Source organism: Streptomyces spiroverticillatus (assembly GCA_014650415.1).
Taxonomy (GTDB): Bacteria; Actinomycetota; Actinomycetes; order Streptomycetales; family Streptomycetaceae; genus Streptomyces; species Streptomyces spiroverticillatus.
In genome coordinates this window covers 77973-91416 of the sequence record BMUX01000018.1, presented here as the reverse complement: position 1 = coordinate 91416, position 13444 = coordinate 77973, and the positions used below count along the sequence as shown (strand labels likewise).

At 71.0% G+C, this 13444-nt stretch carries 11 protein-coding genes; 5 read left to right on the top strand and 6 right to left on the bottom strand.

Annotation, left to right across the window (positions count from 1 at the left end; translation table 11 throughout):
* Nucleotides 1–36: 36 nt before the first annotated feature.
* The 4 genes from IE269_RS34650 to IE269_RS34635 form a co-directional block, all read right to left on the bottom strand.
* Entirely contained in the window at nt 37–636 is a 600-nt protein-coding gene (locus tag IE269_RS34650; RefSeq protein WP_189827241.1) for a TetR/AcrR family transcriptional regulator, read from the bottom strand.
* Nucleotides 637–1169: 533 nt separating this feature from the next.
* Nucleotides 1170–2666: a tripartite tricarboxylate transporter permease gene (locus IE269_RS34645; RefSeq protein ID WP_189827240.1), complete on the bottom strand. Its 1497-nt coding sequence runs from the start codon at nt 2664–2666 to the stop codon at nt 1170–1172.
* A gap of 5 nt (nt 2667–2671) precedes the next feature.
* A complete protein-coding gene (locus IE269_RS34640) occupies nt 2672–3223 on the bottom strand; it encodes a tripartite tricarboxylate transporter TctB family protein (RefSeq protein WP_189827239.1) in 552 nt (183 codons plus the stop codon).
* Nucleotides 3223–4206 carry a Bug family tripartite tricarboxylate transporter substrate binding protein gene (locus IE269_RS34635; protein WP_189827238.1) on the bottom strand — a complete coding sequence of 328 codons (984 nt, stop codon included), beginning with the start codon at nt 4204–4206 and terminating at the stop codon, nt 3223–3225. The genes IE269_RS34640 and IE269_RS34635 overlap by 1 nt, the downstream gene beginning before the upstream one ends.
* 140 nt (nt 4207–4346) lie before the next feature.
* Here IE269_RS34635 and IE269_RS34630 point away from each other — a divergent pair, with 140 nt between their 5' ends.
* Both IE269_RS34630 and IE269_RS34625 read left to right on the top strand, forming a co-directional pair.
* Nucleotides 4347–5033: a response regulator gene (locus IE269_RS34630; RefSeq protein WP_189827330.1), complete on the top strand. Its 687-nt coding sequence runs from the start codon at nt 4347–4349 to the stop codon at nt 5031–5033.
* Between the two features lie 229 nt (nt 5034–5262).
* Nucleotides 5263–6288, top strand: coding sequence for a lytic polysaccharide monooxygenase auxiliary activity family 9 protein (locus IE269_RS34625; protein ID WP_189827237.1), 1026 nt, complete (start codon nt 5263–5265; stop codon nt 6286–6288).
* A gap of 144 nt (nt 6289–6432) precedes the next feature.
* Here IE269_RS34625 and IE269_RS34620 read toward each other — a convergent pair whose 3' ends face one another.
* Nucleotides 6433–7482, bottom strand: coding sequence for an LLM class flavin-dependent oxidoreductase (locus tag IE269_RS34620; RefSeq protein ID WP_189827236.1), 1050 nt, complete (start codon nt 7480–7482; stop codon nt 6433–6435).
* 181 nt (nt 7483–7663) lie between these two features.
* Here IE269_RS34620 and IE269_RS34615 point away from each other — a divergent pair, with 181 nt between their 5' ends.
* From IE269_RS34615 to IE269_RS34605, 3 genes are read left to right on the top strand one after another with little or no spacing between them, the layout of a single operon-like run.
* On the top strand, nt 7664–8746 hold the full coding sequence (locus tag IE269_RS34615) for an ABC-2 transporter permease (protein ID WP_189827235.1): 1083 nt from the start codon (nt 7664–7666) through the stop codon (nt 8744–8746).
* Nucleotides 8743–9402 carry an acetate uptake transporter gene (locus IE269_RS34610; RefSeq protein WP_189827234.1) on the top strand — a complete coding sequence of 220 codons (660 nt, stop codon included), beginning with the start codon at nt 8743–8745 and terminating at the stop codon, nt 9400–9402. Before IE269_RS34615 ends, IE269_RS34610 begins: the two co-directional genes overlap by 4 nt.
* Before the next feature lie 2 nt (nt 9403–9404).
* A complete protein-coding gene (locus IE269_RS34605) occupies nt 9405–10589 on the top strand; it encodes an AAA family ATPase (RefSeq protein ID WP_189827233.1) in 1185 nt (394 codons plus the stop codon).
* 58 nt (nt 10590–10647) lie between these two features.
* On the opposite strand, the gene adhE is transcribed toward IE269_RS34605, so the two are convergent.
* Nucleotides 10648–13242, bottom strand: coding sequence for a bifunctional acetaldehyde-CoA/alcohol dehydrogenase (gene adhE / locus IE269_RS34600; RefSeq protein ID WP_189827232.1), 2595 nt, complete (start codon nt 13240–13242; stop codon nt 10648–10650).
* Nucleotides 13243–13444: the final 202 nt, after the last annotated feature.

Sequence of the window (13444 nt, the reverse complement as noted above, 5' to 3'; positions counted from 1 at the left end):
AACGCCGCAGAAATCACGGCGTGAATTGAAGAAGAATCAGCGCGTCAGAGCATCCAGCGCCGATTCGGCGACCGCCTCCAGGGTCGCCCGGTCCGCGCCCCCCTGGGCGGAGACCCGCATGCCGCCGATGACGGCGTTGAGGTACCGGGCGAGCGAGTCCGCACCCCGCTCGGAGGTGATGGACCCGTCCCGGCGGCCGGCCTCCACGGCGGTCCGGAACGTGCCGAGGCGGCGGGCCAGGTCGCGCTCCAGGAGCGCGGTGACCTCGGGTTCATCGTAACGCGCCAGCTCCACGGTCGTGTTGACGGTCAGACACCCGATGCTCCTCCCCCTCTCCCTGACCTCGAACTCCCCGTCGATGATCAGGGCGAACAGGGCGCGGATCCGATCCGCCCCGGGCAGGGAACCGTCCTCCAGGAGGGCGGCCTGCCGGGCGTTCATCACCTCCGTGTAGTGCTCCAGGGCGCGGCGGAAGAGGTCGCGCTTGCTGGCGAAGGTGTTGTAGATGCTGCTTCGGCCGAGGCCGGTGGCCTCGCACAGGTCCTGGGTCGAGGTGGCCTCGTACCCCTTGGCCCAGAAGGTGCGCATGGCGGCTTCGAGGGCTTGGCCTTCGTCGAAGGTGCGTGGGCGTGCCATACGGAGGACGCTAGCACAGGTTATGAACCACCCGGTCCAATACTGTGCGGGACACCGCCGTGCGGGCGCGCTCTTGCCGTGCCCCTTCAGGGGCGCGGGGAACTGCGCGCCCAGCCCCCCACCCAGCCGCGCGGCCGAGCGCTTTAGGTGAAGGGGCGGGGCTGGGGCCTCCTTGGCCCAGCGGGCCGGAGCTTCACGCACCCGGCACCGGGAGGCGCCCCGAGGGCCCCGGGGCCGCGCGCACCCGGTATCGGGGGTGCGGGCAGGGGCCGGGACCGGGGCGGGCCCGGAGCGAGGGGGCCGCCCCCTTGCCCGCCCGTTCCGCCCCCGGGGGGGCGGCCCCGCCGCCCAAGGGGGCGAGGGAAGAGGGGGGGGAGGGGCGGCGCCGCCGAAGGGGGCTGAGGGGAGGGGGGAAGGGGAGCGGCCCCGCCGCGCAAGCGGGCTGGCGGAAGGGAGGGCGGCCCCCGCCCAAGGGGGCTGCGGGGAAGTGACGGGGCGGAGGGCCCCGAGAGGGGCCCTCCGGGGAGGGTGGGTCAGGAAGGGGTTCCGCGGCGCAGGAAGGGGAGCCTGCGCAGGAGCGGCCAGGTCAGCAGCAGCAGGACGATCACGTACACGGTGACGGAGAAGGGGGTGTTGACCAGCCCAACCACACTGCCGTCACTGATCTGGAGCGCACGCCGCAACTGCTGCTCCGCCGCCGGGCCGAGAATGACCCCGATGACCGCCGGCAGCACCGGCAACCCGTACCGCCGCATCCCGAACCCGATCAGCCCGATGACGAGCAGCACCACCAGATCCAGCGCCTCCCCGCCCACCGCATACGCCCCGACCGACGCGAAGAAGAGGATCCCCGCGTACAGATAGGGCCGCGGAATCCGCAGCAGCTTCGCCCAGAGCGGCGCCAGCGGCAGGTTCAACGCCAGCAGGAGCACCATGCCCACGAACAGCGACGCGATGAGCCCCCACACCAGCTCCGGCTCCCGTTCGAAGAGCAGCGGCCCCGGCTGGATGCCGTACTGCTGGAAGGCGGCCAGCATCACGGCCGCGACGGCGGTGGTCGGCAGCCCGAGGGTGAGCATGGAGACCAGCGTTCCGGCCGCCGAGGCGGAGGCGGCCGACTCGGGCCCCGCGACGCCCTCGATGGCCCCCTTGCCGAACTCCTCCTTGTGCTTCGAGAGCCGCTTCTCGGTGACGTACGACAGGAAGGTCGGGATCTCGGCCCCGCCCGCCGGGATCGCCCCGAACGGGAACCCGATCAGCGGCCCGCGCAGCCAGGACTTCCAGGTGCGCTTGACGTCGGACTTGCCGAGCCACGGACGCCCGACCGGAATCGCGTCCGCGCCGCCCCGCCGCAGATGGGCGGCGACCCACAGCGCCTCCCCGATCGCGAAGAGACCCACCGCGACGATCACCACGTCCACACCGTCGGCGAGTTCGAGCGACCCGAAGGTCAGCCGGGACTGCCCCGTCATCTGGTCGAGACCCACAAGCCCGATGGTCAGGCCGATGAGCAGCGAGGCGAGCCCCCGGATCCGCGAGGACCCGAGCACAGAAGTAACCGCAATAAAAGCCAGCACCATGATGGCGAAGTAGTCGGGCGCGCCGATGTCCACGGCGAGCGCCGCGACCGCCGGGGCCAGCGCGACCAGCAGGATGGTGCCGATCATGCCGCCCGCGAAGTGCCCGATGGCGGCGGCGGCGAGCGCCTGCGCGCCCCGCCCGGCCTTGGCCATCGGATGGCCCTCCATGGCGGCCACCACGGCGGCGCTCTCACCGGGGGTGTTGAGCAGGATGGAGGTGGTCGAGCCGCCGAACATCGCGCCGTAGTAGATGCCGGCGAACATGATGAACGCGCCGGTGGGTTCGAGCCCGTACGTCACGGGGAGCAGCAGTGCCACCGCCATCGCGGGGCCGATGCCGGGCAGCACGCCGATGGCGGTGCCGAGGAGGACGCCGAGGGCGGCCCACAGCAGGTTGATCGGGGTGAGGGCGGTTCCGAAACCATCCATCAGTGAATTCAGGGAGTCCATGACTTTTACAGCACTCCCATCAGCGGGCCGCCCGGCAGCGGGACGCCCAGCAGGTTGTTGAAGACGAAGTAGGTGAAGAGGGAGAGTCCGGCGGCGATCAGCGGGTCGCGGCTGAAGTGGCGGCTGCCGAGCGCGTAGGCGGAGCCCCAGAAGAGCAGCGCGCCGGAGATCGGGAAGCCGAGCGGGCCGATGAGGACGGCGTTGGCGAGGAAGACTCCCGCGAGGAGCACGACGGTGCGCCAGTCGGCGGGTTCGGAGAGGTCGACGTCCTCGCCGCCCTCGGCCTCGCCGCGTCCGCCGCGCAGGACGTCGACGGCGAGGAGTACCGACACCAGAAGCAGCGCGATGCCGACGACGACGGGCACGGTGGTCGGGCCGACCGGGCCGCGCTGGGCGATCTCGACGTGCATGGTCAGGGCGTCGGTGAGGACGAGGATCCCGAGGACGAACAGCAGCACGCTGACGCCGAGTTCGGAATGCTCCCGCAGCCAGGCGCCACGGCCGCCCGGCGCCACGGACTCCTCCGCCGAACTGGGCGATTTCTCCAGGGAGTTCATCACAGACCCAGCTCCTTCAGCACGGAGTCGACCCGCTTGTCTTCCTTCTCCAGGAAGTCGCCGAACTTCTCCCCCGTGAGGAACGCGTCGTCCCAGCCGTTCTTCTTCATCGAGTCCTTCCACTGCTTCGAGGCGTGCAGCTTCTCGAAGAGCGCGACGAGCTTGGTGCGTTCGGCGTCGGTGAGGCCGGGCGGGGCGACGATGCCGCGCCAGTTGGTGAACTCGGTGTCGAGGCCGGACTCGCGCAGGGTGGGCGCGTCGAGTCCCGGCACCCGCTTCGGTCCGGTCACGGCCAGCAGCCGCAGCTCACCGGCCTTGATCTGGTCCAGGTATTCGCCGACGCCCGAGACGCCGAAGGCGACCTTGTCGCCGAGGATGGAGGCGAGGAGTTCGCCGCCGCCGTCGAAGGGCACGTAGTTGACGTCCTTCGGCTTGATCCCGGCGGCTCGCGCCATCAGCATCGGCGCGAGGTGGTCGGGGCCGCCGGGCGAGGAGCCGCCGCCGACGGGGACCTTCGCCGGGTTCGCCTTCCAGGCCGCGACGAGGTCCTGGATCGTCTTGTACGGGGAGTCCTTGCCGACCACCACGATGTCCTGCTCCTCGGTGAGCCGGGCGATGGGGGTGGTGTCGGCGAGGGTCTTGGGGGCCTTGTTGGTGTGGACGGCGCCGACGACTCCGAGGCCCATCGACATGGCGGCCTTGCCGTTGCCGTGGTCGGCGGCGAGCCGGGCCAGGCCCACGGTGCCGCCCGCGCCGGGCAGGTTGAACACCTCGATGCCGCCGGTGAGCTCGGCCTCCTCGGCGTTCTTGGCGGCGGTGCGCGCGGTGATGTCGTACCCGCCGCCGGGGGTGTTGGGGACCATGAAACGCAGGCCGGGGATCTGGGTGCCGGTGTCGGAGCCGCTGCCCGTGGTGAGCAGCGGCGGCCCCACGAGCACCAGGAGTGCCGCCCCGGCCAGGGCGAGGGGGGTGCGCAATCGCACGGGCGCCGCCTTTCTTCAGTTCTTCCAGGGGGGAGGGGGGTGCGCTCATGTTGCCGGTGCGTTAAGGAGCTGTCGCCGTTCCGGAACCAACGGACGTTGTGGTCCTTGTGGTCGCGCCCTAGCCTCGCGGGGTGACGAATGTGCTGGTCGTGGACGACGACTTCATGGTGGCGAAGGTCCACAGCCGCTGCGTGTCCGCGATGGACGGTTTTACGGTGGTCGGGGTGGCCCACAACGGTGCCGACGCCCTGCGCGCGGCCGAGCGGCTGCGCCCCGATCTCGTACTCCTGGACGTGTATCTGCCCGACATGGACGGGCTGGACGTGCTGCGCGAGCTGCGGGCGGCGGAGGCGCTGGACGCGGGGCGGCCGACGGCGGACGCCCTGTTCATCACGGCGGCGCGGGACGCCGGTGTCGTGCGGGCGGCGCTGCGGGCGGGGGCGCTGCACTACCTGATCAAGCCCTTCCACCAGGCGGCGCTGCGCGAGCAGTTGCGGCACGTGGCGTCGCTGCGGACGCGTTTCGACGCGCTGGCCGTGCACGGGCAGGCCCGGCAGGAGGACGTGGACCAGCTCTTCGGGACGCGTCCGCCGGGCTCGCGGGAGCTGCCGAAGGGGCTGGCGGCGCACACGGCGGAGTTGGTGGAGCGTACGTTGCGGGCGCATCCGGAGGGCCTTTCGGCGACGGAGTGCGCGGAGGCGGGGGCCCTGTCGCGGGTGAGCGCGCGCCGGTACCTGGAGTACTTCACCGCCACCGGGCGGGCCGAGGTGACGCTGCGGTACGGGGGCACGGGGCGGCCGGAGCGGCGGTACCGGTGGGTGGTGTGAGCCCTGCCCGACGCACGGCCCACCGCGACGACCATCGCCGGAACCGCCCGTTCCAGGCACCTTCTTAACCGTCTCTGAGCGCTTCCTTAAGCGGTCCATAAAGATCGCCACCAGCCGCTCCTCGCAAGGAATTTCACGGTTTTCGGGGTCTAGCGTGCTGCTTGGCCGGGGGAGATCTCCCCCCTCTCCCCCGGCCGCGCACACGTCCCCTGCCAAGGAGTTCCGCACCATGACCGCTGCTCGTCGCAAAGCCGCCACCGTCGCCGCCCTCGGCCTCGCGCCGCTCGCGCTGACCGGCCTGGCCGCTTCCCCGGCCGCCGCGCACGGCTCGATGACGGACCCGGTCAGCCGGGTCTCCGCCTGCTACGCGGAGGGCCCGGAGAGCCCGAAGTCGGCGGCCTGCAAGGCGGCCGTCGCCGCCAGCGGCGTCCAGGCGTTCTACGACTGGAACGCGGTGAACATCGCCAACGCCGCCGGCAACCACAAGGCCCTGATCCCCGACGGCAAGCTGTGCTCGGCGGGCAACGACAAGTACAAGGGCCTGGACCTGCCGCGCGCCGACTGGCCGTCCTCGAAGCTGGCGGCGGGCAAGCACACCTTCCGCTACAAGGGCACCGCCCCGCACAAGGGCTCCTTCGAGCTGTACGTCACCAAGGACGGCTACGACCCGACGAAGCCGCTGAAGTGGTCGGACCTGGAGGCCAAGCCCTTCGCGAAGGTCACCGACCCGCAGATGCAGGGCGGCGACTACGTCTTCGACGGCACCGTGCCCAACAAGTCCGGCCGCCACCTCGTCTACAGCATCTGGCAGCGCTCGGACAGCCCGGAGGCCTTCTACACCTGCTCCGACGTCGTCTTCGGCAAGGACACCGGCGGCAAGGGCACGGACGCCGGCACTCCCCCGGCCCCCGCCGCCTCGGCCCCGTCCGACAAGGACATAGCCGCCGGTGCCGACAAGTCGACCGTCGAGCACAAGGGGCACGGCGACAACGACCACAAGACGGGCGCGGGCTCCACCGCCGCCGCCCCGAAGCCCGCGGCCCCCGCCGCCCCGGACGCCAACGCCCCTGCCCCGCAGGGCGGTTCGGCCTCCCCGGTCGCGGCCCCGGCCGGTGACAACCTCGCCGAGACCGGCGGCGACTCCGCCACCCCGTACATCGCGGTGGGCGGTGCGGCGGTGCTGGCGCTGGGCGCGGCCGTGATGTTCGGCTCGGTCCGCCGCAAGTCGGCCACCGGTGGGCGCCACGGCCGCTGAGGGCCGTGCGAGCCGGGTGTGCCGTCCGTTCCGGGGGAACGGACGGCACACCCATGCCCGGATCACGCGGCAGCACTCCTCTGCCCGGCCCATGCCCGGATCACGCAGCGGCACTCCCCTGCCCGGTCCGCGCCCGGACTCCGCTCACTTCCAGTGCGGCATGATCTCCTCGTGGATCAGCCGGAGTTGGGCGTCCACGTCCGCGACGCCCTCCAGCTCCCGCCCCGTGAAGGCCTTCACCAGCCCGCTGTCGGTGATCGCGCAGATCATGTGGTTGACCCCGGCGGGCTCGATCTCGGTGCGGATCTTCTCCAGGCACTCCTCGGGCGTCCCCGACACCGACAGCTTCTCGGCGACCTCCGGCGACGTCAGCTCGATGCCCTTGGCCAGGTCGCCCGCCGCGATGGCCTCGATGACCGGCTTCAGCTCGGCCGGGTCGACGCCATTGCGCCGCAGCTGCTCCTCCGGCATGGAGGACGCGTAGATGCCGACCATCGACCGGGCGGCCTCCTTCGCCTTCGCCGAGTCACGGTCGGTCGCGAAGACCACCCAGGCCCCGACGTCGAGACTCCGCCAGTCCTTCCCGGCCCGCTCCGCGCCGATCTTCAGGTGCTTCACGGCGTACTCGTACGCCTCCCGCGTGTAGCTGAGCGCATGGTGGACGCCGTCCGACAGCTCCCCCGCCGCCTCGAAGGACTTCGGGCCGCGCATCGCGCCGAGCTTGACCGGAAGCCGCTCCTGGACGGGACGCGCGAAGGTGAAGAGTCCGTCGTACGAGAAGAACTCGCCCTCGTACGAGATCACCCCCTCGTCCAGCAGGGTCCGCACGACGTGCAGCGCCTCCTTGGTGCGCGACAGCGGCTTCGTCCGTGCCCAGTCGATGCGGTACTGGGCGAGCAGCCCGAAGTTCCCGCAGGACAGCACGCCCTCGGCGCGTCCGCCGGACAGCTCGTCGAGGGTGGCGAGGGACTGCGCGATGAGGGTCGGCTCGCGCAGCACCACGGACGACAGGCTCGGCCCGAAACGGATGCTTTGGGTCTGCCCGGCGGCCGCCGCGAACAGTAACCACATGTCCTTGTGCCAGGTCTCGTCCGCCGCGTAACAGGCATGGAAGCCCAGCTCGTCGGCGAGCCTGATCGAGGCGAGGGAGTCCTGGAGCGGGTAGTCGGGGAGCATCACATAGCTGAACTTCATGAGCGGCCTTTCACCGTACTGACAGGTCCATGTCCAGCCTTACGGTGCTGGGTCGGCCCGCACGAGGGGCCGGGGCGCCGCACACCGGCACGTACTCCGCACAACCGGAAGGCCGCCTCCGCGTTCACCCGTACGGCCCACCCCACCTGCGGGAAACTCACCGCGCCGGGAGCGTGGGGACATGAAATTCGCCGACGAGTTGAAGCACGCCGTGACCCCGCGAGCCGCACTGCTCGTCATCGGCTGCCTCGCCCTGCAACTGCTGTTCATCACGTCGTACGTGGGGGCCCTGCACCACCCCAAGCCCCAGGACATCAAGGTGGCGGTGGTCGCGCCGGGCGGGGCGGCGGAGCAGTTCACCGGGCAGCTGAACAAACTGCCCGGCTCCCCGCTGGACGCGCGCCCCCTGGCCTCCGAGGCGGCGGCCCGCGACGAGATGATGAACCGCGACATCGACGCCACGCTTCTGGTGAATCCGCGCGGCGGCACCGAGGACACCCTCCTGGTCGCCTCGGGCCAGGGCGGCGCCGAGACCCGGGCACTGGAGGAGATCTTCACCAAGGTCGGTGCCTCGCAGCAGCGCACGGTCGTCTTCAAGGACATCGCCCCGGCCTCGAAGGGCGACGCGAACGGGCTCAGCTCCTTCTACCTGGTGGTCGGCTGGTGCGTCGGCGGCTACCTGTGCGCGGCGATCCTGGCGATCAGCGCGGGTGCCCGCCCGGCGAACCGCAAGCGGGCCGTCCTCCGGCTCGCGATGATGGCCCTGTACGCGATCGTCTCGGGCCTGCTCGGCGCGGTGATCGCCGGTCCGATCCTGGGCGCCCTGCCCGGCAGCGTGTGGGGCCTGTGGGGTCTGGGCGCGCTCACGGTCTTCGCGGTCGGTGCGCTCACCCTCGCCCTCCAGGGCATCTTCGGGGTGGTCGGCATCGGCCTGGCCATCCTGATCATCGTGATCGGCGGCAACCCGAGTGCGGGCGGCGCGTTCCCCGGCCCGCTGCTGCCTGGCTTCTGGCGCTCGATCGGACCCGCGCTGCCGCCGGGTGCGGCCACCTGGGTGGCGCGCTCGATCGCGTACTTCAAGGGCAACAACATCACCGGCCCGCTGCTGGTCCTCTCCGCGTGGGCTCTCGTCGGCACGGCCGTGACGATGGCGGTGGCCTCGCTGCGCAGGCCCTCCACCGAGGAGGTCCTGCAGGACACCGCCCCCGACGACCGCGCCGACGGCACGGGCGGGGCCACCCTGGACACCGGCGGCCGCGCGTGAACCTGGGGCTGCCGCACCGGTCGGGCCCCGCCGCGCAGGCGGTCTCCGTCAAGCGGATGGAGCCCACGGCGCAGGCCCAGCTCGGTCCGCTGGGCCTGACCGGCTTCATCGTCGTCACGGTCCTGGCCACCGGGATCGACGCGGGGGTCTTCCCGGAGAAGCTCGCCCACTCGGTGCTCCCGGTGGTCGGCTTCTTCGTCGGCGGCCTGGCACAGCTCCTCGCCGGGCTCTTCCAGGCGCAGCGCGGCGACACCTGGCACGCCACCGTCTTCGGCGGCTTCGGGCTCTTCTGGTGCGCGAAGGCGGTCCTCATCCAGTGGGTGCTGCCGGCCACCGACCCGGCCCTGCGCGGCGACGTGAACGGCCTCTTCACCCTCCCCTGGGTGTTCGTCGTGTTCGTCCTGTGGCTTGCCTGCTTCCGCATCCACCTCGCCCTGCTCCTCACCTTCACCTGCGTGCTCGTCGTCTTCGTCGCCATGACGTGCTTCGGGTTCACGGGAATCGTCGGCTGGAACCGGGTCGCGGGCTGGGCAGGGCTGTGCGCGGCGGCCGGGGCGACGTACCTGCTGGCCGGCCAGGTGCTGGCCAGCACCTGGGGCCGCCCGGTCCTCCCGATGGGCCGCTTCCTGGCCCCCGAGGAACACCCGGAGTCCTGAGCATGATCACCACCCTCGCGGTCGAGAACTACCGCTCCCTGCGCAAGCTGATCGTCGAACTCGGCCAGGTCAACGTCGTCACCGGCGCGAACGGCACCGGCAAGTCCAGCCTCTACCGCGCGCTGCGCCTGCTCGCCGACTCCTCCCGCAACGGGGCGGTCGCCGCCCTGGCCCGCGAGGGCGGCCTCGGCTCGACGCTGTGGGCGGGCCCGGAGAAGCTCGGCCGTGCGGTCCGCGAGGGGCTCTACCCGGTGCAGGGGGTGGTCAGCCAGGGCCCGGTGAACCTGCGCCTGGGCTTCGCGGGCGACGAGTTCGGGTACGCCATCGACTTCGGCCAGCAGCCGCCGGACGCGCGCTCCATGTTCGGCGGCGACCCGGAGATCAAGCGCGAGTGCACCTGGGCGGGCCCGATCCTGCGCCCGGCGGCCCTCCTCTCGGAGCGCCAGGGCCCTGCCGTACGCATCCGGACCGCCTCCGGCGACTGGCACCGCTCACAGGGCCAGATCCGCCCGTACGACAGCATGCTCAGCGAACTCGCGGACCCCCAGCTCGCCCCCGACCTCCTCCTGCTGCGCGAACGCATCCGCAACTGGCGCTTCTACGACCACGTCCGCACCGACGCCCACGCCCCGGCCCGCTCGGCGCAGATCGGCACCCGCACCCCCGTCCTGAGCGCCGACGGCTCCGACCTCGCCTCGGCCCTCCAGACGATCCGCGAGATCGGCGACCACGCCGCGATGGACGAGGCGATCGACTCCGCGTTCCCCGGCAGCCGGGTCTCCGTCACCTCCCACGGCGGCCGCCTCGCCCTCGAACTCCACCAGCACGGCCTGCTCCGCCCGCTCGGCGCCCCCGAACTCTCCGACGGCACCCTCCGCTACCTCCTGTGGGTGGCCGCCCTCCTCACCCCCCGCCCGCCCACCCTCCTGGTCCTCAACGAGCCGGAGACCAGCCTCCACCCGGACCTGCTGCGCCCCCTCGCGGACCTGATCCTCACCGCCAGCCGCCAGATTCAACTGGTCGTGGTCACCCACGCCCGCCCCCTCGCGGACGCCCTCATGGAGGGCACCCACCGCGCCCGTATCGACCTCAACACCATCGAACTGGTCAAGGACTTCGGCCAGACGACGGTCGCGGGCCGCGAGGGCCCCCTGGACGAGCCCCTCTGGTACTGGCCCAAGCGGTGAACGGCAAAGCGGCCGACGGCAGTTGCCGTCGGCCGCTCCGCCGTGGCGGGGCCCGGGACTACTTCCCGTAGTACGCCCTGCGCATCAGTTCCTTCATGTCCGCGATCATCGGCATCCGCGGGTTCGCCGGCGCGCACTGATCGGCGTAGGCGTTGAGGGCCTGCTGCGGAAGGGCCGCCAGGAAGGCCTTCTCGTCGACGCCCTCCTCCTTGAAGCTGGCCGGGATGCCGCACGCAGCACGCAGCTCCTCGACGGCCCTGGCGTAGGACTCGACGCCCTCGGCGGGGGTCGCGGCCGGGAGTCCCAGCATCGCGGCGATCGCCTGGAAACGCTCCGGGGCCTGGTAGACCTCGGCCTTCGGCCACGGGGTGGCCTTGGCGGCGACCTGGCCGTTGTGCCGGATCACGTGCGGCAGCAGCAGGGCGTTGGTGCGGCCGTGGGCGACGTGGAAGGTGTTGCCCAGGGTGTGCGCCATCGCGTGCACCAGCCCCAGGAAGGCGTTGGCGAAGGCCATTCCGGCGACGGTCGACGCGTTGTGCATCTTCTCGCGGGCCTCGGGGTCGTTGGCCCCGTCCGTCACGCACCGCTCCAGGTTCTCGAAGATGAGCTTGATGGCCTGGAGGCAGAGGCCGTCGGTGTAGTCGTTGGCGTAGACCGAGACGTACGCCTCGGTGGCGTGGGTGAGGGCGTCGAAGCCGGAGTCGGCGGTGACCTTCGCCGGGAGGCCCATCGGGAGCGTCGGGTCGACGATCGCGACGTTCGGGGTGAGGGCGTAGTCCGCGAGGGGGTACTTCTGGGCGGCCTTCGGGTCCGAGATCACCGCGAAGGGGGTGACCTCCGAGCCGGTGCCCGAGGTGGTCGGGATGGCCACGAGCTGGGCCTTCTCGCCGAGCGCCGGGAACTTGTAGGCGCGCTTGCGGACGTCGAAGAACTTCTCCTTGGTGTCCGCGAACTCGACCTCGGGGCGCTCGTACATCAGCCACATGATCTTCGCCGCGTCCATCGGCGAGCCGCCGCCCAGCGCGATGATCGTGTCCGGCTGGAAGTCCCGCATCATCGCGGCACCTGCCTGGACGGTCTCCAGCTCGGGGTTGGGCTCGACGTTGTCGATGACCTGGAGGACGATCCGGTCCTCGCGGCTGTTCAGGATGTCGGTGACCTTCTGGACGAAGCCCAGCGCGCTGATCGTCTTGTCGGTGACGATCGTGACGCGCTTCATCCCGGCCATCTCACCGAGGTAGCGCAGCGAGTTGCGCTCGAAGTAGATCTTCGGCGGGACCTTGAACCACTGCATGTTGGTGTTGCGCCGTCCGATCCGCTTGATGTTGAGGAGGTTCACCGCGGTCACGTTGTTGGAGACGGAGTTGTGGCCGTACGAGCCGCAGCCCAGGGTGAGCGAGGGCAGGAAGGCGTTGTAGACGTCGCCGATGCCGCCGAAGGTGGAGGGCGCGTTGACGATGACACGGATCGCCTTGACGCGCTTGCCGAACTCCTCGGCCAGCTCCTCGTCCTCGGTGTGGATGGCGGCGCTGTGCCCGAGACCGTCGAACTCCACCATCTGCGCGGACAGTCGCAGCCCGTGCTCGGTGTCGTCGGCCTTGAGGGCGGCGAGGATCGGGGAGAGCTTCTCGCGGGTGAGCGGCTCGGCGGAGCCGACCTCGGCGCACTCGGCGATGAGGATCGAGGTGTCCTCGGGGACCTCGAACCCGGCCTGCTCGGCGATCCACTGGGGGGACTTGCCGACGACGGCCGCGTTCAGCTTGGCGCCGGCGCAGTTGGTGGCGTACGCCGTGGTGCCGAAGACGAACTCCTCGACCTTGGTCTTCTCGGCCGCCGTCAGGACGTACGCGTGGAGGCGCTCGAACTCGGCGATGCCCGCCTCGTACACCTCGGCGTCGAGGATGACGGCCTGCTCGGAGGCGCAGATCATGCCGTTGTCGAAGGCCTTGGAGAGGACGATGTCGTGCACGGCCCGCTGGAGCTTGCCGCTCTTCGGGATGTACGCGGGGACGTTGCCCGCGCCGACACCGAGGGCGGGCTTGCCGCAGGAGTAGGCCGACTTGACCATGGCGTTGCCACCGGTGGCCAGGATGGTGGAGACGCCCTGGTGGTTCATCAGGAGGCCGGTGGCCTCCATGGACGGGGTGTCGATCCACTGGACGCAGTCGGCGGGCGCTCCGGCGGCGACGGCGGCGTCGCGGACGATGCGGGCGGCCTCGGCCGAGCACTTCTGCGCGGAGGGGTGGAAGGCGAAGACGATCGGGTTGCGGGTCTTCAGGGCAATGAGCGCCTTGAAGACGGTGGTCGAGGTGGGGTTGGTGACCGGGGTCATCGCGCAGACCACGCCGACCGGTTCGGCGATCTCGGTGATGCCGTTCAGTTCGTCGCGGCTGACGACGCCGACGGTCTTGAGACCGGCCATGGAGTTCGTGACGTGCTCACAGGCGAAGAGGTTCTTGACCGCCTTGTCCTCGAAGACGCCCCGGCCGGTCTCCTCGACCGCCTGCTGTGCCAGGTCTCCGTGGGCGGCGAGCGCGGCGAGCGACGCCTTCTTGACGATGTGGTCGACCTGCTCCTGGTCGAGCTCCTCGAACGCGGTGAGCGCTTCCAGCGCTCCCTGGACGAGTCCGTCGACCATCTCCTGGGCCTGCATGACAGGTACTCCTTCGCTGCGGCCTTCTTGCTGATGCCTCCATTCCACTCCTGACGGGGGGCGGAAATGATCGGCGAATGCCCTCAACAGCCGGGCACAAGGTCCCTTCGAATTCCCGACCTCTCGCGCTCAACCCCCTCTGAGCTGCGGAAACACTCAGGGACCTAAGCCCCTTGAGGGCTTGTGAAAACTTTCACAAGTT

Bases quoted from the DNA above. Each gene is read 5' to 3' on its own strand.
- IE269_RS34645 (WP_189827240.1), bottom strand. From the start codon at position 2,666: ATGGACTCCCTGAATTCACTGATGGATGGTTTCGGAACCGCCCTCACC.
- IE269_RS34625 (WP_189827237.1), top strand. From the start codon at position 5,263: ATGACCGCTGCTCGTCGCAAAGCCGCCACCGTCGCCGCCCTCGGCCTC.
- adhE (WP_189827232.1), bottom strand. From the start codon at position 13,242: ATGCAGGCCCAGGAGATGGTCGACGGACTCGTCCAGGGAGCGCTGGAA.
- IE269_RS34605 (WP_189827233.1), top strand. From the start codon at position 9,405: ATGATCACCACCCTCGCGGTCGAGAACTACCGCTCCCTGCGCAAGCTG.
- IE269_RS34640 (WP_189827239.1), bottom strand. From the start codon at position 3,223: ATGAACTCCCTGGAGAAATCGCCCAGTTCGGCGGAGGAGTCCGTGGCG.
- IE269_RS34615 (WP_189827235.1), top strand. From the start codon at position 7,664: ATGAAATTCGCCGACGAGTTGAAGCACGCCGTGACCCCGCGAGCCGCA.
- IE269_RS34650 (WP_189827241.1), bottom strand. From the start codon at position 636: ATGGCACGCCCACGCACCTTCGACGAAGGCCAAGCCCTCGAAGCCGCC.
- IE269_RS34620 (WP_189827236.1), bottom strand. From the start codon at position 7,482: ATGAAGTTCAGCTATGTGATGCTCCCCGACTACCCGCTCCAGGACTCC.